Raw genomic sequence first — 22113 nt, 5'->3', positions numbered from 1 at the left:
TGACACTCATAAGTTAGCGGCATCCTTTAGGAGTGTCACCTTACATTAGCTGAATGTCACCGACGTATGGCGAGCGCGGCCGTTAAAATCAGAAAGATTTTCCGGCCGGAAAGATCTTTGCAATCAGATACAGAAGTCACAGGTACTAGGTCTTGAAGCGCATTCGAGTGCATTTGTCGGTAGATTAATATGATGAGCGAACCATTGCGAAGTGACTGTAGAGACTGTTAACGAAGCGTAAGAAAGCTGCACTATTGTTTGAGCCGAAGGCGAGTTATAGTGCAGCATATATTTCATGTGTACATTGACATGCAGGAGAAAATAGAGTAAAGACCGTGTGTCTGTTAACGAAGGTCAGGAAAGCATAAGTCATTGTTTGAGCGAAGCGAGTTATGACTTATGCCCTGGCCAAGTTCCACAGACACTAGGTCTTGAAGCGCATTCGAGTGCATTGTCAATGTATACGTAAGTTAAAGCTTCTTTATATATTCGCTGGTGATTATGTTTACATTTGGGTCTGTGTTGGTGTTTGTATAGTATTTCAATGAGTAGGATATTTCATTTTGATATCCCCTGATAAAATGGCCCGGGTCATTGAAATTGGCAAAATACTCAAAGGCTGCAATTCTCTTTTCCAGGTTTGTTTTAATAACTGTGGGTTCAGCAGGAATCCAGCCATATTCAGGAAGATAAAACTCTGCCCATGCATGGCCGTACTGACCTGCTTCGTCCATATTACTCTGGTTTTCAACCTCCACCCAGTAACCTGTTACCACTCTTGCAGGTATGCCTAAGGATCTTAGCATGGCCACAAACAAATCGGCGAAATCCTCGCATACACCTTTTTTTGTATTGAGAGCATTCAAAGCTCCCTTGTTTGCTTCTGAAAAATCATAATCGATATTTGTATTTACAAATTCAAAAATATTCCTGGCGATAATATACGGATTTTTTTCACCCTTTGCCAGCTCCAGAGCCTTCTTTTTAATGGCGGCATTGTCGCTTTCAATCTTATCCTCGGAGGCCGTATATTTAGCATAGCCCTCGAAACCGGAGTAATTTCCCGCTGTTTTTGAAAGGTCGGCATTATACTTTATTCCCGCATTCTTGAACCTTCGTGTTATTTGGTAATCCAATTTTTGTTTTCCGTCCAGTGAATTAAGCTTTATAACAGCCTTTTTACTGCCATAGCTGTCAGTTACTATCTGCACATTTTTCCCCGTAACCTCCATGCTTTCTTCCCGCTGATATGGTGAAGAGTTCAATGTGCCCAAATCTATTTCAAAGGTTATGTCGCTGATAGCAAAATTACTGTCATTGGAAAGAGTGACAACTCCGCCGTATTCAAAGCTCCCCTCGTCTATCAGGATATGCTCCTGTGCCGTATCCTGACTGACATCAAGGAGTATATCCATAGTTACTTTGGATATAACCCCTTCTCCGCCGATGACAACTACATCGTTTTCATTTGGAATGCTGTTCAGTATGAAATCCCTGGTCCCCGAACCCGGATTTCTGTCAGTAAGCAACACGGGAGAAGCGGTTTTAGGTGCCAGGGCCGAAGCTGATAATGCGTCGGGGAAGTCACTCCCTGTAGCAACATAAACTTTATCCCATTTAAAATCGCCGATGAATTTATTTATAATTGCAATATTTGTTTCGTACCTGTCATTTCCCCATAATCGCTCGGGATTGTATCTTGCAAGCTGCGTCATCACGCTGCCGTTTATTACTCCCGTTCCGCCAACGACATAGGCTTTTCCAAAACCGGAGTTTGAAAGATAACTCATGGTTTCATCCGGAACCTTGTCCTTAGGCGTCAGTATTATAGGCAGCGTCTTTATGGCTGCTGCAGGTGCAATTGATAAAGCATCAGGAAAATCCTCTCCTGTTGCTATGACAACCTCAGTGCTACCTTGTATTCTTTTTGCGATTTCCAGTGAAGTTTGATATCTGTCGCTGCCGGAAACTCTTTCTGTTTTAATTCCTAAAAGCTCCACCTGCTTTTTCACATCATCGGATATAACTCCCGTGCCTCCGATTATGTATACATCCTTTGCACCCAGCCTGGCAAGCTCATCGGATACCTTAGGTTCCAGAACATTTTTCCCTGTCAATAGTATTGGCGCATCAAGAATTCTTGCAAGGGGGGCAGCACATAATGCATCGGGGAAATCCTCTCCTGTGGCTAAAACAGCATAAGAAGACTTGTCCCAACCTTGTTTGGAAACTTCTACTGCTGTTTGATATCTGTCGTTTCCTGCAATCCTGTTAGAAACAGGTGCAGCTTGGACACTTATTTGATATCCCGTTGTTAAAAGTGCCGCAGCAACAATTGCCGCGCAAATTATTTTCTTAAAATTAAGCATAGAATTCAACCCTTTTAGTTATTTTTTCATAATCTTTGATGACATAATTGCTTTTGAGCATAACTCACCATTGCTGTCATACATATTTACGTCAACTTTAGCAAAATTACGCCCTGAATCTATGACTCTTGCATGAATCGAAATAACGCTGTCTATCTGAACCGGCTTCATATAATAAACATTGAAGCTGTCCACAAATATATTTACATGGTTCTTCTGCCTCAATGCAACCATGCAGGTGGTGGACATAAGCATGGTAAGAGAATTCATGCTGGCTATGCCCATGGGGTCGTACATTTCAGGCATAATACGTCCGGCAAAGCGTACACCATCCACAATATATTCATAAGAGAAATTCCTTATAATCATATCTTCAAAGGTTTCACCGACATGAGGCTGGCGTGTGGCGTGCTGAAGAGCACGGAGCACGTCTCCCCTGCTTATGATACCAATGAGGGTTTTGTTATCAACAACAGGAACGATCTCAAGACTGTCCCATACCATTACGTTGGCGGCATAGGCAATGGATGTCTTTTCATTTACCGTTACCGGATCCTTAGTCATTATTTTTGATAACAGGTCATCATCCTTTACGTAATTGCTTAAATCCTTTGTAGTAATAACACCTACCAGTTTATCTTTATCATCCAGTACGGGGAACTTGCTGAAGCCCGTCCTAGCCATGACATCCTTCCACTCCTTTACGGTATCGTTGGCATGAAGGTATACCGGATTGATTCTCATGACATCTTCCACAAGTATTATGTCCTTCTTTATAAGCCTTTCGGATATTGCTCTGTTTATCATGGTAGCTATGGTAAAGGTATCGTAAGAAGATGATATTATAGGAAGCTGTTTTTCGTTAGCCAGCTTCTTAATTTCATCGGAACAGCCGAAACCTCCTGTGATTAGGACAGCACAACCCTGCTCCAGTGCCAGCTTGAATGCTTCCTCCCTGTTTCCCACGATGACCAGATTGCCGGGTGATACATATTTTTTCATAGCATCCACCGTCATGGCGCCTATTATAAATTTGTTGAGGGGTTTATACAGGCCGTCTTTTCCGCCAAGAACTATACCGTCCACTATGTTTACAACTTCCGAATATGTAAGGGTCTCTATATCTTTTTTCTCCATCTTTTCTATCCTGACGGTACCCACTCTAGGCACGGTACTGACAAAACCCACATTCTCAGCCTCTTTAATAGCCCTGTAGGCAGTACCCTCACTCACATTGAGCTCGCTCGCAATGGATCTAACCGAAACCTTTGATCCTACTTCTAAATCCCGTATGTACCTGATAATCTCTTCATGTTTTGTCATGCTATCACCTCTTTTTCTAATGTTAGTGGACACTTTCCCTCTTTTAGAGTAATCCCCTGGGGTAGCCGGGGGAAGCGTCCCTATTTTCTCAAATTATTTTTCTCTAAGTTCATCAGCAAACTGTTCTATTTTCCTTAATCTATGGTTTACTCCTGATTTGCCTACTGGTGGATCCAGCATCTCACCCAGCTCTTTCAGTGATGAGTCGGGATTGTTAAGCCTTGCCTCGGCTACCTGTCTTAAACCTACAGGCAATTTCTTTAGTCCTATGGTATCTCTTATATACTTGATGCATTCCAGCTGCCTCACTGCTGCATTTACGGTCTTGTTCAAATTGGCTGTCTCACAGTTTACCAGGCGGTTTACATTGTTTCTCATTTCCTTGTAGATCCTTACGTTTTCAAGGTTTAACAGTGATTTATGGGCACCTATTATATTCAACAAGTCCACTATTTGCTCGCCTTCTTTTAAATAAACCACATAACTGTTCTTCCTTTGAATAACCTTGGAATTCAGCTCAAAGCTGTTAATTAGATTTGAAAGATCTATGGCATGTTCTTCAGTATGGTTTACAAACTCCAGATGGTATGTCTTTTCAGGATTTGTCACCGAGCCCCCTCCTAAAAAAGTACCCCTGATATATGCCCTTTTACAGCAATCCTTCTCAATTAAAGACTTTTTTATTCCGTAAATTATGGATATTCCCGAGGAATTATCTGCAAGCACTCCGCTTTCCTGTAGTATCTTTACCGATCCTCTATCATTTGTAACAACCAGCATGTATATATTGTTCTTTTTTAATTGCTTGTTTCTTTTTATTAGAACGTCAGGATTTATGCCAAAACAATTTTTAAGAAGTGAAAATATCCTTCTGGCAATTGCCGGATTTTCAGTAGTTATCCTAAAGCCTATGTTGTGATTTCCGTTTATACTTATGGTACCGCAAACCTTAATCAAAGCCGATAGTTCTGCTACCTGGCAGCATTTGTCCTGGCCGGCAATCCTGCATATCTCATTTTTTGCAACCTGTGAAAAGGACATATTTCCCCTCCTTGCCTCATCGACTGTTTAACCTCTCGTTTAGATAATAATATTCTATCATCCTCTTTTTATCACTTGAGAGCTTTCTTTCAAGTATTATTTTCATGATTAACTCTGCCAGCTTCCTTGAATTATGGCGGAGAAGATTTTTATATATATAGACAAGATTATCAACTACAACCTCTATGCCCTTTTCCTTTATTTTGTCTATATCGGCAGGTACTTCCCGTGCACCGTCTTTAGTGTATTTGCCTCGAAGCCAGGAGGGTATGCTGCCGTTATTTATAATGGTGCAGTCGATTATTCTTTTTTTGCTGTACTTTTGTATTGTATCTATATGGTCGCAGACGGTAAATCCCGTAGTCTCCCCCGGCTGAGTCATTATGTTCGATATATATATTTTTATGGCATTTGATTTTTCAATATGCTTTACTATATCATCCACCAATAAATTGGGTATTATGCTGGTATATAAACTGCCCGGTCCTAAAATAACAGCATCAGCCTCATCTATTGCATTAATAGCTTCAGACAATGGCATGGCACCATCCGGCTTTAAAAAAACTCTTTTTATTGGAACATCCTTATTTTGTTCCCTCTTAGAGATGTTGCTTTCTCCCTCAATGATAACACCGTTTTCCAGTTCGGCAAAAAGTCTTACGTTAGCCAGAGTTACAGGGAGAACCTTCCCGGTTACTGCTAAAACATCACTCATTTTTTTAATGGCTACTTCGAAATTTTCTGAAATGCCGTCCATGGCTGCAATAAATAAATTTCCGAAGCTTTGGCCCTTTAGCATTCCATCGTTAAACCTATACTGTAAAAGCTCTTCCATTACAGGCTCAGTATCCGCAAGAGCTAAAAGGCAGTTTCTTATGTCTCCCGGAGGCAGAATACCTAAAGTTTCCCTCAAGACACCCGAACCGCCGCCGTCGTCTGCAACAGTTACTATTGCTGTTATATTCGATGTATAATGTTTAATTCCTCTAAGCATGGTGGAAAGCCCTGTGCCCCCGCCAATTGCTACTATCTTAGGCCCATTTATTAGAAGCCTCTTTTCATAAACCAAATCGCTGAGTTTGCTAATATCTACAGATGGACCTAGACCTGCATGATTTATAAGTTCAAATAAAGAATTCATTATCCTTTTGATAGCAAAAGCAATAATTAAAATTCCTGTAATAATTGCTGTAATTAAAAGCAGGATATTGAAGTAGCTGTTAAAAATTAATCCTCCAATACCAAAACTCATGGCTGCAATCCCGACTGTACCTAGGGCTATCCATCGTTTAACCTTTATCCCCGGTTTGAGCCAGTTTAATATATTCATCTTTTTGACTCCTCTATATCCTCTGAAATATCTCTGTGATCGATAATTACCCTGTGACCGTTTTTCTTCAGTGCCTCATATACATTATTGGCAATGACTACGGACCTGTGCCTTCCGCCTGTACATCCAAAAGATATCACCAGGTGTGACTTGCCTTCCTTGATATAATATGGTATTAAAAACTCGGCCATGTCCACCACTTTATCCAAAAACTCTCTTGTTTCAGGCCACCTCATTACATATTCCTTTACGGGCTCATCCTTTCCCGACTGCCTTTTTAAAACCTCCACGTAATAGGGGTTTGAAAGAAACCTTACGTCAAATACCAAATCCGAATCCAGGGGTATACCGTATTTGAAGCCAAAGGACACAACGGATACTATTATCCCTTCAAACTTCTGTCCCTCTACAAATATATGTATGATTTCTTCTTTTAGCTGCCTGGGTGTAAGATTTGATGTATCAATTATATTATCTGCTTTTGATTTTAATTCCGTAAGTTTTATCCGCTCTTCATTAATACCGTCAAGAATCCTTCCGTCAGGAGCCAACGGATGGCTTCTTCTGGATTCCTTGAACCTTTTTATCAGCACGTCATCGGAGGAATCCAGAAACAAAATTTCGTAATTGAAGTTTTCCATTTTAAGCTGGTTCAAGCTCTCGAATATATCATCAAAAAAGCTTCCGCCTCTGATATCTATAACCAGTGCTACTCTGTCAATCTTACCCTGTGTCTGAAAGCAAAGGTCTGCAAACTTAGGCAGGAGGGCAGGAGGCAAATTGTCCACGCAAAAAAATCCTAAATCTTCTAAACTTTTCATGGCTTGGCTTTTTCCGGCGCCTGATAAGCCTGTAACTATGACAAACCTCATAATATCACTCCCAGTCTTTTACGGCATTTATTATTCTATCAACAGGAAGGCCGGCCTCTTGCGCAGTTTGGATGCCTTTTGTAAAATTGCCTATATCCCTTGGATTGTGGGCATCACTGTTAATTACGAAATTCACTCCCTGTTTCATGGCTGCTTTTACATATTCCACAGTTAAAAATCCATGGCTTGAATTTATCTCAAGGGCAGTACCCGATTTGGCCGCTGCTTCGGCCAACTCAACGGTGTCAATTGTTATATTAAGCCCCGGATGAGTTATTATATCTATATGATGCTTGTTTATTGCGTTAATCATGGCTCTTGTATTATTAAGCCTGGCTTTTCTGTGAACTGAAGGAGATATCTTTGCCCATAGGTTATCAAAATACAATCCTTTGGCATCTCTTATACTTTTTGGTATGACAGCAGTATGATATCCCATAAGAAGTATATCCAGATATTTTTTATCCTCTTCCCTTATATCAATATCTCCGTCCATGCTCGTAAGGTTTGCCTCTACGCCTAAAAGCACCTTTATTCCGGTTACCTTTTTATTAATAACATCTATTTCTTCCCGCATCTCTTTAAAACTACTATGCTTAACACCGTAGGAAAAATGACCGGGACCATGGTCAGATATGCAAATTTCCTTCAAACCTTTCTCCACAGCCGCCTCTACGTTCTCCATTATATTTCCTTTTCCGTGGCTGTAAACAGTATGAGTATGATAATCCGCATAAAGCTTTATCATAAGCTATTTCTCCTTACAATCATTTTAATTATACCATAATAAATATTAACAAATGTTTAATTTTAGCAAGCACTAGGTTTTTATGCAAAATTCCCGAATATTTATAGGTTTCCTAAAAGCTTTTTTATTTATGATGGCTAAAAATACAAAAAAAGTTGCTGCTCAACTTACCAAAGGTGACCTATGTCCCCTTTTGAAGCACCGCCTACTTAACGGCAAGGACGCCCCGTCCTTTGCAATCCTCACTTTTTGTATAATAGGAAAGAAAACCTTCTTAATTATACAAAAAAGACACATTTGTGTCTTTTGTATTTATTCTTCCCCTACTATCTTTACTTCGGGCTCCAGCATTACGTCGAATTTTTCATAAACCTCGTTTTTTACAATTTCAATTAAATTTAAAATATCCCTTGCTGTGGCATTTCCTACATTTACAATAAATCCCGAATGCATATCGGATACCATGGCATCCCCTGCTTTAGCCCCTTTAAGGCCTGCATCCTCTATCAATTTAGCTGCAAAATGTCCCTCCGGTCTTTTAAAGGTGCTGCCTGCACTGGGAAGGTGAAGGGGCTGCCTTTCCTTTCTGCGCTTTGTGAGGGTGTCTATCCTTTCCTTTATCTCTTTAAAATTACCCGGCTCCAAAAGAAACCTGACTCTTAAAACGGTATAGCCCTTTGTGCTTATAACGCTGGTTCTGTATCCCAACTGGAGCTCATCCCTGTTAAGAGTTATTATGTTGTAATTATCGTCAATGACATCAACAGAATGTATGACATCCTTTATCTCTCCGTTATACGCTCCGGCGTTCATCGCTGCAGCACCGCCCACTGTACCCGGAATGCCGCTGGCAAATTCCAGGCCTTTTAGACTCTCCTTCATGGCTGTTTTGGATACTACAGACAAAAGTGCACCGGCTTCGGCTATAATTATATTTTTATCCGTATATATTTTGCTGAAATTATCGTATATTTTAAGTACAACCCCTCTGATGCCCTTGTCTTTTACGATAAGATTGGTGCCGTTGCCCATTACAAAAACAGGGCAGCCGCTCTCATTGCAAAGCTTGAGCACATCCTTTATCTGCAGCTCGGTTACAGGAGATATAAAAATATCCGCCGGTCCTCCTACTTTAAAGGATGTATGATTTTTCATGGGTTCATCTATTTTAATATTGTTTTCACCAACAATGATAAAGAGCCTTTCAATAATATCGCATTTCTTCACTGGACCACATCTCCTTTAGATATCTACAATTATTCTAATCCATATGTACGTATAATATTACATATATAAAAGGAATATATACATTAATTTATTTTTTATGCAATAATTACAGTATAGATAGTAATAAAATATTGTGCAAGCCTACAAAAAAAAGGCAATATTTATATTAATTTCCGTGAAAATATCCATAAACTGCTTGGGCACTTTTTTTGTTCATTCCCGGTGCCTGTAAAAGCTCATCCGCATTGGCTTCTTTTATTTTATCAATGCTCCCGAAATGCTTAATCAGAGCTTTCTTTCTTATACTTCCTATACCATTGATTTCATCCAGCACGGATTTGTTCATACCTTTATCCCTAAGGCTTCTGTGATAGTTGATGGCAAACCTGTGGACCTCATCCTGTATTCTTGTCACCAGCCTGAAAGCCTCACTGTGGGTGTCCATTTTTATTTCCTGACTGTTATATATAAGGCCTCTGGTTCTGTGCCTGTCATCCTTAACCATTCCGCATACTGGAATGTCAAGGTTCAAGCCCTTTACCACCTCAAGGGCGCTGTTGACATGGCCTTCACCGCCGTCAATCAGTATAAGGTCGGGCATGTTGGAGAACTTTCCGTCGGCTCCATCAGATATACCCTTGTTCCTGTCTATCTCTTCTAGCCCATGCTTAAAGCGGCGGCTTAGCATTTCCATCATGCTGGCATAATCATTAGGCCCTTTTACCGTTTTTATCCTGAAGCGCCTGTATTCCCTGTTCTGAGGCTTTCCATCTACGAATACCACCATGGAACCGACGGGGTCTGTGCCCTGGATATTTGATATATCAAAGGCCTCAATGCGCCTTGGTATAAAGTCCAGTTCAAGTATATCCGACAGCTCTTCTATGGCACCCTCAGAAGCCTTTTTATCCCTTAATATCCTCTCGCTGAAGTTTTGAAGTGTTATAAGTGCATTCTTTGAGGCTAAATCCACCAGGTCTTTTTTCTCACCTTTTTGGGGGATTTTTATATATACCTTAGAGCCTCTCTTGCTGGTCAGCCAGGATTCTATTATGTTTATTTCATCTATTTCCTCTTGAAGCAGTATTTCTCTGGGAATAAAGCCTTCCCCCATGTAGAATTGTTTTATGAAACCCGTCAATATTTCCTTTGTAGATGTATCCAATGTATCCGTAAGTATAAAATGCTCTCTTCCTATGAGCTTTCCTCCCCTTATGAAAAATACCTGCATACAGGTTTTGTCCTCTCCCTGGGCGAAGGCTATTACGTCTTCATCTTCCATGGCTGAAGATAATACCTTCTGTTTCTCCTGTATTTGTCTTATTGCGGCAATTTTATCCCTGTAATCCGCTGCCCTCTCGTATTCCATGTTTTCAGCCGAAGCATTCATTTTCTTTTCCAATTCGGATATCAGTTCATCATGGCTTCCTGATAAAAAAAGGCAGATATCTTTCATCATGTTTCTGTATTCCTGTATATTTACATTACCCTGACAGGGTGCCAGGCATCTTCCTATATGAAAATTAAGGCAGGGCCTCTCTTTTGTATTTTTACCCATGACCCTGCTGCATGTCCTTATGGGAAAGAGCTTTTTAATTATCTCAATAGTTTCCCGTACTGCAAAGGCTCCGGAATAGGGTCCGAAGTACCTGGCCTTGTCCCTTTCAATTTTCCTGATCATTACTACCCGAGGGTAATCCTCATTCATGGTAACCTTTATATAGGGATAGTGTTTGTCATCCTTTAAAAGTACGTTATATTTCGGTTTGTGAGTCTTTATTAAATTGCACTCCAAAATAAGGGCTTCCAGTTCCGAATCCGTAACTATATACTCAAACTCCTCTATGTTGTCCACCATAGCCTTAACTTTGGCACCGTGGCCCCTGGAGTTCTGAAAGTACTGCCTGACCCTGTTCTTTAATGATACAGCCTTCCCAATGTATATTATCTGCCCATATTCATCCTTCATTATATAAACTCCCGGCTTATCGGGAAGATTTTTAAGCTGCTCCTCCAAATTAAACATAGTCCCTCTCCTTAATTACCCCGTATCAGTTGATGCATACTTTCTTCGCGTTTCATTCTCCAGTAAGTTCTAAGGCTTACAGCTTGAAAATCCAGGAATTTTCGATAACTCGCTGACGCTCAGACAATCGAAAATTCCTGGATTTTCGTCGCTGTTTCGCCAAGAACTTATACCGGAGAATTCAAATTGCTTATTCAGTATGCACCAACTGATACTTAGAATTACACACTAACTAACTTCAAAAATCAGCAAAGTCCCTAAGTTATTTAATCAAGCACCTTCTGAGAAAAAATCATAATCATTCACGCTTATTTTATTATAATTCCACGATACTGCTAAACATCTTATAGCTCTACATCAATTAATACGTTACTTCTTAGGCGATTTCACCAAGAATTTTTACTTTGCTAAATATTCTCTGATGACTTCGCGGGCAACGGAGGCGGCTTTGATACCGCCGGATTCGCCGTTTTCAACGATAACGGCGAGAGCGATTTTAGGGTCATCAGCCGGGGCGAAAGCTATGAACCAGGAATGAGCAGGCTGATTGGGCCCCACCTCTGCGGTGCCCGTCTTGCCGGCTACCTCTATTCCCGATATTTTTGCACTTTGCCCGGTGCCTTTTTTAACTACATCTATCATCATGGCTTTGACTTTTTCTGCCGTTTCTTTTTCTATAGGTTTTAACAAAACAGAAGGCTTGGTGGTGTTCAAAATCCAACCATAGGGGTCTGCTATGGCTTTTACTAAAAAAGGCTTCATAACCACGCCTTCGTTAGCATATGCTGCTGCCACCAGCATCATCTGAAAAGGCGTGGCAGTTACCTCGAATTGGCCAATAGCGCTTTGAGCGAGGCTGTCCTCCCTGGTTCTGTCTATATCGGGGTACTTGCTGACTGCCACAGGCAAATCAAAATCTATTCTCTTATTAAAACCAAAATCCTCAGCACCCGATTTCATATCATCAAATCCCAGCTCAACGCCTATTTGCCCGAAGGTTACGTTGCAGGAATACGCAAGGGCATCATGAATATTGATTTCTCCGTGCTTATTATTGTTGAAATCACTTAAAAGGTAGTTATCAAATCTGTAATTACCTTCACATATGTAAATCTTGGATTCAATGTCATCAATAGTCTCCAAAGCCTTTCCGGCAACAACAGTTTTAAAAGTTGAACCGGGAGGATACAAGCCAGGCTGCAGCGCTCTGTTTAAAAAATATCCCTGCTCAGTCTCCTTAGATATTATATCCCAGTCTTTGTCTATGGTTAAGGGGTTGAATACGGGTTTCGAAGTCATGCACAGCACTTCTCCTGTTTTGGGATCCATGGCTATAACCGCTCCTCTGTTGTTACCAAGAGCGTCATATGCCTTCTTTTGAAGATCTGAATCTATGGTAAGTAAAAGGCCGTTTCCCTTTCTGTCACCCTTTGACATAATATCCCTTATAAATCTTATGGGATTGAGTATTCCTGCATCTAAAAGCTCGTTGGCATAATATCTTTCAATACCCGATGTGCCGTATACGCTGCTGTAATAGCCTATAACGGGGGCATAAGGATATTCAAAGCCTTTTCTGTAGGCTCTTTTTTGTGTGCCATCCTCCGCCCTTACGCTGTCGGCAATCAAGGTCATATCCCTGTCATATATGCTTCCTCTTAAAACATCATTTTCCCTGTCTCGGTTTCGCCTGTTATATTGACTTGTCAGTATGCTCTCTCCATCAACAATTTCAAAATAGCTCAGGTATCCTATGAGCAGCAGGAAGGCAAAGGAGAAGGCTATAAGGACCTTTATTATTTTTTTTCTGATTTTATCGTCATCCATTATGCCCACTCCTTCACTTGGTATTTTCCGATATCTTTTGAAGTATACCTAAAGCTATGAAATTTATAACAAAGGAGCTCCCCCCGTAACTCATTAAAGGCAAGGTGATTCCTGTCAATGGGATGAGCTTTATTACTCCTCCTATTATTACAAAAACCTGAGCACCTATCATGGTCGAAATACCTACCGCAACTAAGCGGGTGAAATTATCCTCAGAATAAATAGCTGTCCTCATGCCTCTGTATACCAAAAGAAAATAGGCAATTATTACGGCAAATCCGCCTAAAAGTCCGAACTCCTCACATACTATGGCAAATATAAAATCCGTATGGACCTCAGGTATGTACTTGGGATATCCCAGATTAAGCCCTGTTCCCATAAGTCCTCCCCAGGCGATGGCAAAGAGAGACTGTACTACCTGATATCCGGCTCCGTTTGGGTCCTTCCAGGGGTTAATCCAGATATTCACCCTGTTTCTTACATGAGAGAAGACAAAATAGCTTCCTGCACCGCCAATTAAGAAAAGCACCACTGCCGACAATACGTATTTTATTTTAGGTGTGGCAATATACACCATGGTTATGGATATACCGAAGAATATAAGGGCGGAGCCCAAATCCTTCTGAAGCACCAAAAAAATAAGGGAAACGAGTACTGCTGCGGCAGGCATGATAAGGCCTTTTCTGTCCTTAAAATCATGCAGCTCAGATGCCAGATACAATATTAAAAAAACCTTGGAAAACTCCGAAGGCTGAAAGCCTATAAAGCCTAAGTTTATCCAGTTTTTTGAACCTCTGATATCTGAGCCGAAAACTTGAGTTAAGACCAGCAGGCCAATGGCAGCTGCAAGATAGTAATATTTAAAGTCTTTAATGCCTTCCATGTCAGGAAAAAGCACAACGATGAGTATAAATACCGCTACTCCTACCGTCAGCCAGGTAATCTGCCTTATTGCATAATAAGGGTTGATTCTGTATAGCATCACCAATCCCATTTCAGCCAAAAAGGCGGCCAGAACGAATAGATATTTGTCTCCGTCAGGAAAATACCTGCTTATTATAAAATGACCGTAGCCAATGAGTACAACAGAAAAAATCCCTATCAAATAGGCAATACTATCGTTATTATAAAGCCCAATAATAGAGAATGCTATAATTCCTATGCCATAAACCAGACTTAATATTCTTTTTTCTTCCTTACGGTTATCTATAGAAGCCATAAAACAATCTCCTTGAGCATTCCCTATCCAATGACTTTGAATATGACCCCGCCTATGTTGATAAGATCATCATTTTTCACCACTGTGGGTTTTTCCACCTTTATACTATTCAGGAAGGTACCGTTGGTACTGTTCATATCCTTAAGTATATAATAATTGTTTTTAAGAAAAATCCTCGCATGATAATTCGAAACGTACTTGCAATCCAATACTATGTTGTTGTCGGGAGTTCTGCCTATATTGGTTACCGAATGAAGGGGATAAACAGCTCCTATGGGTATGGGACAGTCATCACCTATATCTATCACCTCAATGCCTGCAGAAACCGATGCCTTAATTTTGTTGCCCTTCAAATCGCTGTACATAACCTTGATGACTTTGTATAAGAATATGTAAATCATTCCCAAAAGTACAAATCTCATTATCCAGATTATAAGCTTGTTTAGCATTGTACCACCTCTGGATTTTTATTCTTTTATCTATATATTATATCCCGAAAATTACGAAGTAATTTTCATATCAAATGAATTCATTCTGAATTCATTATACCACGAATTTTATTATGTAAAATTATTAGTCAATGAATCTTCCATTTATTATACCATATATTGTAAATCCAAATATAACATTTGAGGAAATAGAAAAACGGGATGCATTTTTTATACATCCCATGTAATTTATAGTATTTTCCTCAAAAACTCCCCTGTGTATGATGAAGGGTTTTTTGCCACTTCCTCGGGAGTTCCTTTGGCAACGATGGTACCGCCTCTGTCTCCCCCGTCAGGGCCCAAATCGATTATATAATCAGCGCTTTTTATGACATCCAGGTTGTGCTCAATGACAACAACGGTATTTCCTGCGTCCACCAGCCTCTGCATGATGGAAATAAGCCTGCTGACGTCGTCCACATGAAGCCCTGTTGTAGGTTCATCCAGTATATACATAGTCCTGCCGGTGCTCCGTTTTGACAGCTCCGTTGCCAGCTTCACCCTCTGTGCTTCACCGCCGGATAGCTGAGTTGAAGGTTGACCAAGTCTTATATAGGAAAGGCCCACATCCTTCAACGTCTCTATCTTGGATTTTATTCTGGGGATATTCTCAAAATACTCCAATGCTTCTTCTACAGTCATATCCAGCACATCGGCGATATTTTTGCCCTTGTACTTTACCTCCAGTGTTTCCCTGTTGTACCTTTTGCCCTTGCATACTTCACAGGGCACGTATACATCTGGTAAAAACTGCATCTCTATTTTAATTATGCCGTCTCCGCTGCAGGCTTCGCATCTCCCGCCTTTAACGTTGAAGCTGAACCTTCCAGGCTTGTATCCCTTCATTTTTGCCTCGTTAGTTTCCGAGAATATCTGCCTGATTAAATCAAACACTCCGGTATAAGTGGCAGGATTGGACCTTGGAGTCCTGCCGATAGGAGACTGGTCAATATCTATAACCTTATCAAGGTATTCTATGCCATTGATTTTTTCATGGGCTCCGGGACGGGCTTTGCTGCCGTTCAGCCTGTGGGATAATGCTTTTTGAAGTATCTCATTTACCAGAGTACTTTTTCCCGAACCTGAAACTCCCGTTACGCAGGTAAATACCCCAAGGGGGAAGGCAGCGCTTATCTTTTTAAGATTGTTTTCGTTTGCTTTGATAACTTCCACCCATTTTCCGTTTGGCTTTCTTCTTTCGGATGGAGTTATAATTGCCTTTTTCCCGCTTAAATATTGTCCGGTTATGGACTCGTCACAGCTTTTTATTACTTCCAATGGCCCTGCAGCTACAACCCTGCCTCCATGCTCGCCGGCTCCCGGCCCTATATCAACGATATAGTCGGCAGACAGCATTGTATCTTCATCATGCTCTACTACAATCAGGGTATTGCCTGTATCCGTCAAATGCCTTAATGACTTTAAAAGCTTTTCGTTGTCCTTTTGATGGAGTCCTATGCTGGGTTCATCCAGAATATAAAGGACTCCAACAAGGCCTGAGCCTATCTGGGTCGCCAGGCGTATTCTCTGAGATTCGCCGCCGGATAAAGTACCGGAAGACCTGGATAAGTTCAGGTAATCCAAACCTACGTTGGATAAAAAAGTAAGCCGGGCATTTATTTCTTTAAGTATCTGGTTTGATATAATTTGTTCCTTTTCGGTAAGCACAAGGCCTTTAAAAAATTCTATTTCTTCTTTTATTGAAAGGTCAACCAGCTTGTGTATGGGAAGGCCTCCTACAGTAACAGAGCGGCTCTCCTTTTTAAGGCGGGCCCCGTGGCACTCTGGGCACTCTTTGATGCTCATATAACTTTCTATTTCTGCCTTGATATAATCCGATGAGGTCTCCCTGTACCTTCTCTTTAAATTATTTACCACACCTTCAAAGGGAAACATCATTTCACCGTGCCCATATTCCCTTGAATAGGATACTTTAATTTTTTCCCCCTTTGTTCCGTATAGCAAAATATCCTTAATTTTGGAAGGCAAGTCTTTCATCGGTGTATCCATGCTGAATTTATAGTGCTTTGCCAGTCCTTCCACTATATTATAAGTCCAGGTATCTTCGCTGAAGGTTTTCCATGGGTCGACAGCGCCTTCATTTAAGGATTTGTTCTCATCTGGAATTATCAGATCGGGGTCCATTTCCATCAACGTACCCAAACCGTCACACTTAGGGCATTTTCCAAAGGGATTGTTAAAGGAAAACATCCTGGGAGCCAGTTCTTCTATGCTTATATTGCAATCGGGGCAGGCATATTTTTCACTGAAAAGTATTTCTTCCTTATCTGTTACATCCACGATTACAAAGCCTTCTCCTAACTTCATGGCTGTTTCCAAAGAATCTGTAAGCCTTCTTTGTACTCCCGGCTTTATTATTATCCTGTCTACAATAACCTCTATATTATGCTTTATATTCTTTTCAAGCTTTATTTCTTCGCTTAAATCCATTACCTCACCGTCAATGCGTACGCGAACAAAACCATTCTTTTTTATGCCTTCGAGGATTTTCGCATGCTCGCCTTTTCTTCCGCGGATTATAGGCGCCAAAATCTGTATTCTTGTACCTTCTTCAAATCTTGATATCTTGTCGGTAATCTGATCTAAGGTCTGTTGAGTTATAGGCTTTCCGCATTCGGGGCAATGGGGAATTCCTATCCTTGCATAAAGCAGCCTGAAATAATCGTAAATTTCCGTAACAGTTCCCACCGTTGAGCGGGGATTCCTGTTTGTAGTCTTCTGGTCTATGGATATGGCGGGAGAAAGACCTTCTATGTAATCCACATCCGGCTTGTCCATTTGACCCAAAAATTGACGGGCATAAGAAGATAAGGATTCTACATATCTTCTTTGGCCTTCGGCATAAATTGTATCAAAGGCCAAGGAGGATTTCCCAGAGCCTGATAATCCAGTAAATACAATAAATTTATCCCTTGGTATTTCAATATCCACATTTTTTAAATTATGTTCTCTTGCACCTTTTATTATTATAGTATCCTTAGACATTTGTTCACCTTCCTGAAGCGTAAAAATAAATCCCTTAGTATATAATAAACTTGTACAAAGTGTAAGTCTAATTTATATTATTCCATTTTTTATAAAGGACTAACAATTATAGAAATTTTTGTTATATTCCGTGTTTAAGCTTAAGCTCAAACACCACATCTCTAATTTCAGCTGCCCTTTCGAACTGCAAATCCTTGGCCGCCTCCTTCATTTCCTTTTCCAGCCTTGCAATCATCTGCTTTATATCATCCTTCTTCATCTTTCCTATATTATCCACGCTGTATTGTCCTTTTTCCTCGGCAGCGGTAGTAGCTTCTATAACGCTGAATACAGGCTTTACTATAGTCTTTGGAGTGATCCCGTTTCTTTTGTTATATTCTACCTGTATCTTACGGCGCCTGTTGGTTTCATCTATTGCCCTTTTCATTGAGTCCGTCAGAGTGTCACCATACATAACTACTTTGCTCTCTGTATTCCTTGCCGCCCTTCCTATGGTCTGTACCAGTGAGGTCTCCGACCTTAAAAAGCCTTCCTTATCCGCATCAAGTATGGCAACCAATGCCACCTCAGGCATATCGAGCCCTTCTCTTAAAAGATTTATTCCAACGAGGACGTCAAAGGCACCCAACCTCAAATCCCTTATAATTTTCATCCTCTCGATGGTTTCTATATCCGAATGAAGGTATTTTACCTTAATGCCCACATCCTTGAAATAATCCGTCAAATCTTCAGCCATCTTCTTTGTAAGTGTGGTGACCAGCACACGGAATCCTTTTGCCACTACGGAATTTATTTCTCCGATAAGGTTATCTATCTGACCTTTTACCGGCCGCACCTCTATCTCAGGATCTATGATGCCGGTGGGACGAATTACCTGCTCCGCCACATTGGTTGAATGGTCATATTCATAAACACTAGGAGTGGCACTTACAAAAATTATCTGGTTTATCTTCTTTTCGAATTCCTCAAACTTCAATGGCCGGTTATCGTAAGCGCAAGGCAGACGAAAGCCGTATTCCACCAGTGAGTCCTTCCGGGATTTATCTCCGGCATACATGCCTCTTAACTGAGGCAAAGTAACGTGGGACTCATCTATTACAAGAAGAAAATCTTCGGGGAAATAATCTATCAAGGTGTGGGGCGGTGTTCCCGGTGCTCTTCCGTCCATATGTCTTGAATAGTTTTCTATTCCAGAACAATAGCCTACTTCCTTTATCATTTCCAAATCATATTTTGTTCTTTGCTCCAGCCTTTGGGCTTCTAAAAGCCTCTCCTGACCTTTTAAAAATTTAAGCCTGTCTTCAAGCTCTGCTTCTATGTCAATTATGGCTCTTTCCAGTCTTTCTCTTGAAGAAGCAAAGTGGGAGGCAGGGAAAATAGATATGTGCTTTCTTTCTCCTAAAATTTCTCCCGTTAAAACGTCAATCTCCGTTATCCTCTCTATTTCATCACCGAAGAGCTCTACTCTGACGGCTTTTTCCGACTGGGAGGCAGGGAATATCTCCACTACGTCGCCTCTGACCCTGAAGGTACCTCTCACAAAATTTATATCATTGCGTTCATATTGTATGTCAACAAGCTTCTTTAATATCTCGTCCCTTTCCTTCAACATCCCTGTCCTTAAGGACAGAGTCAGAGAACTATATTCTTCCGGGTCTCCCAAACCGTATATGCAGGATACGCTTGCAACAATTATTACATCTCTTCTCTCAAAGAGGGCAGACGTGGCCGAGTGCCTCAATTTATCAATCTCATCGTTAATGGAGGCATCCTTTTCAATATATGTATCGGTCTGAGGAACATAAGCTTCAGGCTGATAATAATCGTAATAGCTTACGAAGTATTCCACTGCATTATTAGGAAATATCTCCTTAAATTCACTGCAAAGCTGTGCTGCTAGAGTCTTATTATGGGCTATTACAAGGGTGGGTTTTTGTACCCTTTCAATTATATTGGCCAGGGTGAATGTCTTTCCCGAACCTGTAACACCCAAAAGGGTCTGAAATTTTTGATTTTCAATTATTCCGGCGCTAAGCTTGTTTATAGCTGCAGGCTGATCGCCCTGAGGCTTGAACTGCGAAATTATTTTAAATTCTCCCAAAGGAACCACCTCTTTTAAAAACATGAACACTTGTTCGCATAATTTATTATAGTATTACAATTTATGTATGTCAATGATAATGGAAGACAAAAGCAGCCTATAGTGAAATGAAATTATTGTATTAATTTACATTTTCATGTATAATAATGAATGTATAAATCCTATTTCACTTATTTTTTAAATCCCCCAATATACTTTATAATTATAGTTATGCATAATTGTAAAGTATACCCCTATTATTCTATTTTATAAGGCAGCCCTACTGCCTTACTTTTTTTGCCTTCCTGTCTTTTTTAACTCTTTTTAAACTCTTGCATATATTAAATATAAAAGAATACCAGGAAGGATTGTATTTTATGCCTGACATTGTCAACGGCTCGGATTACAGCACCGGTTGGAGACCTATACACAGGTCGGATGAAAATCATGAAAATCATGAGAAAATAAAATCGGAGCTGGACAGCAAAATTAAAGTACTTACTGAAAAAATTGAAAAAATGAATGGCGAATATCCCGAAAAAGTAAACGCTGTTGCAAAGGCAGCAGCTGTCATGAGAGAGCAGTTAAACAGCCGTATCTCAGAGCTTCAAAATATTATTGATAAAAAAGATGAAGAAATTGGAAAATTATCATCAGAAAATGCGCGGATTAATGAAATCAATAAAATGCTTGAGGATAAGTGTCGAGGCCTAATGGAGCAATTGCTGGACGAAAATAGCAAAGATGAAGGTATTTTGGAACCCATTATTAAAAAATTTGCCAATAAAAACTCACACCAAAATGAACATATGCATAGTATGGATTAGGATAAGAGTCTACATTCACTATTTATCGTGGTAATAGTATGTAAGGAGGGAAATGAATAATGGGAGAGCTCAGAACGAAGCCAGAACCGCAGCAGCTCGACATTTTTGTCAAAAGAATACTGGCCAAATATTTTGGACCCAACACACAGATTTTATTCCAGGAAGGTATAGACCCTAGAACCGGTAATCCTAATGGAAAGAAAGAACCGGTGGTTCTATTTATCGATAACGCAGGAGATGCTTTTCAGTTTCCGGTGCAGTGTGTATCGGAATTAATATTGAGTATTGTTGATTGTCCGACAAATACAATAATTTGCAACTCTAAGTCAAGAATTTCAATAACTTTCAAGGTATTCCTGCTGGTTAAATTCCAGGGAGTTACTGCACCCAGTCTCATCGTTCTGCCGGATGATATCGGAACAAGGGTAATGACAGAAGTCGACTTGACTCAGCCTCAAAATCAGAGTAACTGTATTCCTAGAGAAACACTTCAAATAATAGGAGATAATTTTGTATACACATCTGATATCCCGCTGAGCAAGTTTGACGGATGCATAACTAAAGAGCAGATGAGTGACTGTTCATTGCAGTCTCATGTATTGTTAAGATGTATGACTTGGGATGTAGACGTTGATGGTGTAGGCAATAACGGAACAGGAACACCTCCGGTTCCGGCAACAACAATTTCACTTTGCATTGCAGAAGACATACTAGATAAAATCGGTATCGATCAGGATATATTCATTACAGCAATTCCCGAAGATTTCTTCTGCCCCAAACCTAAAGATTGTGATCCGGATTGCTAAAATTAAAAGCCCAGTAAAATGGGCTTTTAAAATTTCTCATAATAAATAATTGGAGGAAAAAGAATGGAAAAGACAAGAGTACTTATAGCAAGCCCCATTTGCCAGGATCCGATAATTCTAAAAGAATACTTGCTGTCCATGTTGAATATTGATACTTCGGATTTGGAAACTGAATTTTTATTCATTGATGACAATACAATGCAAATATCCAAGGAACTGTTAAAGAAATTTAAAGCAGACCGATGTGTTACAGATATAATAGATGCCGAAAACAGACAGGAGTATATACGCACAGACATGACCCACAAGTGGAACAACGTACTTATAGAAAAGGTTGCACACTATCGCAACATAATACTTTCAGCAGCCCGGGAAAAAAATTACGATTTTCTATTTATGGTGGACTCAGACCTCCTTCTTCACCCTGATACTCTAAAGCACCTGATCTCTTTGAATAAAGACATAATATCGGAAATCTTCTGGACTAAATGGGCACCGGGAGGTATGGAATACCCTCAGGTATGGCTCTATGATCACAATACCCTTCATGAAATTGAAAGAGGTAAATTTTTATCAGAGTCAGAGATAAAGTCAAGAACAAATAAGTTCATGAATAAGCTAAAAATACCCGGAGTATACAAGGTAGGCGGCTTAGGCGCCTGCACACTTATATCCCAAAAAGTCCTAAGAAGCACGATATCCTATGATAACCTTCCAAACATCAGCTTCCAGGGAGAAGACAGGCATTTTTGCATAAGAGCTGCGGCATTGGGTTTCGAATTATATGTGGACACTCATTATCCTGCATATCATATTTATAGAAGAAAAAATCTTGATAATGTTGAAAAATTCAAAGTAAAGTGCGGATACAGCATAATGAATATTTAAAAGAGTCTCAAAACCTGAGACTCAGCTACATAATAT

General features: G+C 40.2%; 16 protein-coding genes. 3 read left to right on the top strand and 13 right to left on the bottom strand.

Annotated features, from left to right (window positions below):
- Window positions 1-470: 470 nt before the first annotated feature.
- From OXPF_RS14215 to uvrB, 13 genes are all read right to left on the bottom strand, one after another.
- Complete coding sequence (locus OXPF_RS14215) at window positions 471-2369, bottom strand: cell wall-binding repeat-containing protein (protein WP_054875882.1); 1899 nt, start codon at window positions 2367-2369, stop codon at window positions 471-473.
- A gap of 18 nt (window positions 2370-2387) precedes the next feature.
- Window positions 2388-3692, bottom strand: coding sequence for a DRTGG domain-containing protein (locus OXPF_RS14210; protein WP_054875881.1), 1305 nt, complete (start codon window positions 3690-3692; stop codon window positions 2388-2390).
- Window positions 3693-3785: 93 nt separating this feature from the next.
- Window positions 3786-4733 carry a DNA-binding protein WhiA gene (gene whiA, locus OXPF_RS14205; protein WP_054875880.1) on the bottom strand — a complete coding sequence of 316 codons (948 nt, stop codon included), beginning with the start codon at window positions 4731-4733 and terminating at the stop codon, window positions 3786-3788.
- A 16-nt stretch (window positions 4734-4749) separates the two neighbouring features.
- Complete coding sequence (locus tag OXPF_RS14200) at window positions 4750-6063, bottom strand: gluconeogenesis factor YvcK family protein (protein ID WP_054875879.1); 1314 nt, start codon at window positions 6061-6063, stop codon at window positions 4750-4752.
- Complete coding sequence (gene rapZ, locus OXPF_RS14195) at window positions 6060-6935, bottom strand: RNase adapter RapZ (protein WP_054875878.1); 876 nt, start codon at window positions 6933-6935, stop codon at window positions 6060-6062. Before rapZ ends, OXPF_RS14200 begins: the two co-directional genes overlap by 4 nt.
- A gap of 4 nt (window positions 6936-6939) precedes the next feature.
- Complete coding sequence (locus OXPF_RS14190) at window positions 6940-7683, bottom strand: PHP domain-containing protein (RefSeq protein WP_242854413.1); 744 nt, start codon at window positions 7681-7683, stop codon at window positions 6940-6942.
- 312 nt (window positions 7684-7995) lie between these two features.
- The gene (murB, locus tag OXPF_RS14185; protein WP_054875877.1) at window positions 7996-8910 is read right to left on the bottom strand and encodes a UDP-N-acetylmuramate dehydrogenase; all 915 of its coding nucleotides are present in this window, start codon (window positions 8908-8910) and stop codon (window positions 7996-7998) included.
- A 166-nt stretch (window positions 8911-9076) separates the two neighbouring features.
- Window positions 9077-10936, bottom strand: coding sequence for an excinuclease ABC subunit UvrC (gene uvrC, locus OXPF_RS14180; protein ID WP_054875876.1), 1860 nt, complete (start codon window positions 10934-10936; stop codon window positions 9077-9079).
- A 399-nt stretch (window positions 10937-11335) separates the two neighbouring features.
- On the bottom strand, window positions 11336-12763 hold the full coding sequence (locus OXPF_RS14175; protein ID WP_054875875.1) for a peptidoglycan D,D-transpeptidase FtsI family protein: 1428 nt from the start codon (window positions 12761-12763) through the stop codon (window positions 11336-11338).
- Window positions 12764-12776: 13 nt separating this feature from the next.
- The gene (locus OXPF_RS14170; RefSeq protein ID WP_054876157.1) at window positions 12777-13973 is read right to left on the bottom strand and encodes an FtsW/RodA/SpoVE family cell cycle protein; all 1197 of its coding nucleotides are present in this window, start codon (window positions 13971-13973) and stop codon (window positions 12777-12779) included.
- A 32-nt stretch (window positions 13974-14005) separates the two neighbouring features.
- On the bottom strand, window positions 14006-14431 hold the full coding sequence (locus tag OXPF_RS14165) for an FHA domain-containing protein (protein WP_054875874.1): 426 nt from the start codon (window positions 14429-14431) through the stop codon (window positions 14006-14008).
- A 228-nt stretch (window positions 14432-14659) separates the two neighbouring features.
- The gene (gene uvrA, locus OXPF_RS14160; RefSeq protein ID WP_054875873.1) at window positions 14660-17476 is read right to left on the bottom strand and encodes an excinuclease ABC subunit UvrA; all 2817 of its coding nucleotides are present in this window, start codon (window positions 17474-17476) and stop codon (window positions 14660-14662) included.
- A 121-nt stretch (window positions 17477-17597) separates the two neighbouring features.
- Window positions 17598-19577, bottom strand: a complete 1980-nt coding sequence (gene uvrB, locus OXPF_RS14155) for an excinuclease ABC subunit UvrB (RefSeq protein WP_054875872.1) — start codon at window positions 19575-19577, stop codon at window positions 17598-17600.
- A 356-nt stretch (window positions 19578-19933) separates the two neighbouring features.
- Between uvrB and OXPF_RS14150 the strand changes: the two genes are divergently transcribed.
- From OXPF_RS14150 to OXPF_RS14140, 3 genes are all read left to right on the top strand, one after another.
- Window positions 19934-20383, top strand: a complete 450-nt coding sequence (locus tag OXPF_RS14150) for a hypothetical protein (RefSeq protein ID WP_054875871.1) — start codon at window positions 19934-19936, stop codon at window positions 20381-20383.
- Window positions 20384-20442: 59 nt separating this feature from the next.
- Window positions 20443-21189: a hypothetical protein gene (locus tag OXPF_RS14145; RefSeq protein ID WP_054875870.1), complete on the top strand. Its 747-nt coding sequence runs from the start codon at window positions 20443-20445 to the stop codon at window positions 21187-21189.
- 63 nt (window positions 21190-21252) lie between these two features.
- Window positions 21253-22077, top strand: coding sequence for a glycosyltransferase family 2 protein (locus tag OXPF_RS14140; protein WP_054875869.1), 825 nt, complete (start codon window positions 21253-21255; stop codon window positions 22075-22077).
- Window positions 22078-22113 lie beyond the last annotated feature (36 nt).

The organism is Oxobacter pfennigii, assembly GCF_001317355.1.
Taxonomy (GTDB): domain Bacteria; phylum Bacillota; class Clostridia; order Clostridiales; family Oxobacteraceae; genus Oxobacter; species Oxobacter pfennigii.
This window is presented reverse-complemented; position numbering and strand designations above follow the sequence as displayed.

What these genes read in the sequence shown, in the direction of transcription:
- OXPF_RS14210 (WP_054875881.1), bottom strand. Translation starts at nt 3,692, where the DNA reads ATGACAAAACATGAAGAGATTATCAGGTACATACGGGATTTAGAAGTA.
- OXPF_RS14200 (WP_054875879.1), bottom strand. Translation starts at nt 6,063, where the DNA reads ATGAATATATTAAACTGGCTCAAACCGGGGATAAAGGTTAAACGATGG.
- OXPF_RS14150 (WP_054875871.1), top strand. Translation starts at nt 19,934, where the DNA reads ATGCCTGACATTGTCAACGGCTCGGATTACAGCACCGGTTGGAGACCT.
- OXPF_RS14175 (WP_054875875.1), bottom strand. Translation starts at nt 12,763, where the DNA reads ATGGATGACGATAAAATCAGAAAAAAAATAATAAAGGTCCTTATAGCC.
- OXPF_RS14215 (WP_054875882.1), bottom strand. Translation starts at nt 2,369, where the DNA reads ATGCTTAATTTTAAGAAAATAATTTGCGCGGCAATTGTTGCTGCGGCA.
- uvrC (WP_054875876.1), bottom strand. Translation starts at nt 10,936, where the DNA reads ATGTTTAATTTGGAGGAGCAGCTTAAAAATCTTCCCGATAAGCCGGGA.
- OXPF_RS14145 (WP_054875870.1), top strand. Translation starts at nt 20,443, where the DNA reads ATGGGAGAGCTCAGAACGAAGCCAGAACCGCAGCAGCTCGACATTTTT.
- whiA (WP_054875880.1), bottom strand. Translation starts at nt 4,733, where the DNA reads ATGTCCTTTTCACAGGTTGCAAAAAATGAGATATGCAGGATTGCCGGC.
- OXPF_RS14190 (WP_242854413.1), bottom strand. Translation starts at nt 7,683, where the DNA reads ATGATAAAGCTTTATGCGGATTATCATACTCATACTGTTTACAGCCAC.
- uvrA (WP_054875873.1), bottom strand. Translation starts at nt 17,476, where the DNA reads ATGTCTAAGGATACTATAATAATAAAAGGTGCAAGAGAACATAATTTA.
- rapZ (WP_054875878.1), bottom strand. Translation starts at nt 6,935, where the DNA reads ATGAGGTTTGTCATAGTTACAGGCTTATCAGGCGCCGGAAAAAGCCAA.
- OXPF_RS14140 (WP_054875869.1), top strand. Translation starts at nt 21,253, where the DNA reads ATGGAAAAGACAAGAGTACTTATAGCAAGCCCCATTTGCCAGGATCCG.
- OXPF_RS14165 (WP_054875874.1), bottom strand. Translation starts at nt 14,431, where the DNA reads ATGCTAAACAAGCTTATAATCTGGATAATGAGATTTGTACTTTTGGGA.